General features: G+C 66.3%; 2 protein-coding genes. Both read right to left on the bottom strand.

Annotated features, from left to right (window positions below; genetic code table 11):
- Positions 1-163 precede the first annotated feature (163 nt).
- Positions 164-1,882 (bottom strand): hypothetical protein, encoded by a 1,719-nt coding sequence (locus ACWDAG_RS47625; protein ID WP_450701849.1) that lies wholly within the window; start codon positions 1,880-1,882, stop codon positions 164-166.
- A 31-nt stretch (positions 1,883-1,913) separates the two neighbouring features.
- Positions 1,914-3,002 carry a phage baseplate protein gene (locus tag ACWDAG_RS47620; RefSeq protein WP_450701848.1) on the bottom strand — a complete coding sequence of 363 codons (1,089 nt, stop codon included), beginning with the start codon at positions 3,000-3,002 and terminating at the stop codon, positions 1,914-1,916.
- Between the last annotated feature and the right edge of the window lie 236 nt (positions 3,003-3,238).

The following is a 3,238-nucleotide window of genomic DNA, read 5'->3' as shown; positions in this document are numbered from 1 at the left end:
ACCTGGGTACGGGAGATGCCGGCCACCCTGAAGTGGATGAACCAGCAGCTGACCTTCCCCCAGGACGTCGTGCCCCGCCACCACAAACCCGGCCGCACCTCGGTCAGCGCCTCGGGCCCCGAACCCTCCGAGACCCCCACCAAACGCAGATGACGGCAGGCACCTACCCCTTCGGTACCGGGATGTCGGCGCTGCTCAGCGTCTGAGGTCGGTCCGTGAACACTCTCAGTCGCACGCGCAGGTGGGCTCGGTGCGGGACGGAGTAGCGTCCAGCGGTCGGCACCAGAACGTAACGCGCCGACTCGTGCGCGCGTAGCACGGTGGGGCCGCTGCGGACGGTCCAGTACCCCGAGGCGTTCTCGCTGGTACTGGCCGCGAAGTTCGGGGTCAGGGGGGTGCCACCGGTGTTCGTCGCCTGTACGGTGAGCCGGCTGATCCCGCGGCTGTCCCCCCGTACCTCACCCACTACCAGTCGGATCGGTGGGCCGCTCGCGGCGGCAACGGCCACGCACACCACGGCCGGAGCCAGCACCGCTGCGGCGACTGCCGCGCTGACGGCCCGCCGCCGGCCGAACGGCAACCGGGGCTGCCAGGCAGAGGCGAAGGCGGACGCAGGGGCGGTCGCGGCGGCTGCTGTCCAAAGCGGCGTCATCAGCAGGTAGTAGCCGTCCTGCGACCGCGTGGCCAGGTAGAACGCGCACCACGGCAGCACGGTCGCGGCCGGACCGAGCCGCCGTACGAAGAGCACGAACAGAACGAGCAGCCCGGCGGCCATCAGCATGCTGCCGTACGAGTAGAAGTCCAGCCGACTGCTGCCGTCGGAGAAGTAGTACGACAGCCCCATGATGCCCTGGCCGTGCAGCACCCCGTGCTGGGTGAACGGCAGCACCAGGCCGGAGAGCCAGGCCCGAGGGCTCTGCGCGATGAAGTACGCGTTCGCGGCCAGCGCCACGACCACCGCGATCCCGGTGAAACGCGCGACCACGCCGAACGCGGCCCGTGCCGACAGTTCGCCGCGCCGCAGCGCGTACACACCGACCAGCAGGAACGGTGTGAGGAACCACGGCAGTTGTTGCGTCGCACACGCGGCACCGAGGAGCCCGGCCCGCACGATGTCCCAGCGGCCGAGCCGCCCCCCGGCACCTGTCGAGGGCCAGCCGATCACCACCGGGATGAGCAGCACGAGCGCCGGGACAGCCGGATAGCCCATGGCCGCATACCCCTTGAGCATGGGGAAGCCCAGACAGACCGCCGTCGCGGCCGACCGCCACGGCGTCGGCAGCAGCCACCACAGCACGGCGGCGCCGACGATCAGCAGGAGGGTCGGGACGAGGGTGACCGCCTTGGCGCCGATCACCGCGTACAAGGGGGCAATCAGCAAGAGCGCGAGCGGCGGATAGGCGAACGAGTAGTCCGCGCCGCCCGACATCGTCTTCGTCACACCGACGTGGTGCTGCTGAAACACCCACGGCCACTCGTGCCCGTACACCGCATGCCCGTGCACCAGCTCGTGTGTGGCCTGGGTCATCAGCACCGTCTCGTCGTTCATTCCACTGCTGACGGCGTACGAGCACAGTGTCAGCGTGAAGCCCAGCAGCAGCGCTCCCGCGTCGACTCGCACGAGGGCACGGCGGCTGCGCACGGTGAGGGCGAGGATCGCGAGAATCAGGATCCCGGCGTAGCCGACGGTGATGACACCACCGACCGCCGGCCGCTTCATCATCGCGGCATTCCAGTCGGCACGAGTACCGATGAACAGGCTGATGAGAGCCAGCAGCGTGATCGCTCGGTGCAATGGCGCCGGGTCATGCGGGAACGGCACCCCCACACGGTTCGACGCAGTATCGGGCACAGAGACGGTGGCGTCGGCGGTCTTGCTCATGCAGGGAGGTCCTCGGGCGGGTGAGCCATGATCAGATGAGGGAGCTCTTGTAGTAGAAACTCGCCATTTTATCGGTGTCGGTGGCCGAGTTTTCCGACGCGAACCCCATGACCAACCGGCAGGCGGCCGTGTTGCTGGTGTCCGGAATCTGAATGGCCAGGCCTTCGGGCTCCCGATAATACAGGCTCTGACCGGCCTTGGTGAGCTGACGGTCGCTCACGGACCCGGTGTTCCAGTCGATTCTGGTGATGTAGGTATTGCCGTCGGGGTTGGAGGGCGTCGTCGTTGTGTTGTTCGCGTACGCGTATGCGTTTCCGTCGATCATGTACAGGTATTGTCCGAGGCTCGTGAAGCCCTGGAAGTCGGAGTAGGCGCTGCCGGTCGGCTGGGTGACCGTGGCCAGCGGGGTGAACGTCCCGGATTTGAACGTGGCGAGGTCGTAGAGGCTGAACTTGAATACGTTGTTGAGCCGGTAGCGCACGGCCAGACGGCTGTTGACCGGGTCGATGGCCACGGTGGTGCGGTCGGCTCCGGAGACCGGGCTGAACTTGGTCAGCTGTGATGAACCGGCGTTGAGAACCGTTCCGTTGGCGAACTTGAAGCGGGCCAGCTTGGTGCCCCAGCCGTTGGTGTTGTTGTTTGCATCGGTTTCCGCGACGGCGTCGGTCTCGGTCCACAGGTAGGCACTGTTGCCGGAGGGCTCGGCGGCTATCGCGACGCCATGGCCGAATCCTTTGAGGTACATGCGGCCGATTTCCGCACCGGTGAGGTCGAGACGGGTGACGGCCAGGTCGCCGTTGGCCGAACGTTCGGCATTGGTGTACTGGCGGGATTCCCCGGGGAGCTGCCTGTTTTCCTGGACGAGGCCAACGGTGTAAATGTGCTTGTTGGTGTTGTCGAAGGAGAACGACTGCAGGACGCGGACGTCTTGGAGTTCTATTTCGCGGAACAACTCGCTCGATGGCGCGGTGAGGTCGAACTTCGTGGACGCGGCGACCGCCGCGGAGGCGGTGCCGCTGAGGGCGACGGTGGCGGCCGAGCCCAGCGTGGCCGTTCCCAGCATTCCGCCGGCCCATTTCACGAGCTGTCTGCGGCTCATCGCTGAAAGAGCGTCACGCATGTCGTCCCCCCTGAAGATCCCCTTGGTTGTGAGAGGGGATTGAAGCATCAGGGGATCTGGTGACGCCAGGGTTGCCCGGGTGTTGGTTCCATTCCGGCGTGAAGTGTGGCGCATGTCACGTAGTGGGTCTGCTGGGGTTGATGAGTTCTGGCGTTCTTTGCCCGTTTCGTTGATCTTTCCCTGGATGTTTGCTGCCGGTTAGGTTCCGCTCCTGTCTTGTGACCGCGCTGTGGGTG

The sequence above is a fragment of the Streptomyces sp. NPDC001157 genome (assembly GCF_053598255.1).
The sequence above is the reverse complement of the archived record's forward strand: the minus strand, read 5'-3'. Positions and strand labels throughout refer to the sequence as shown.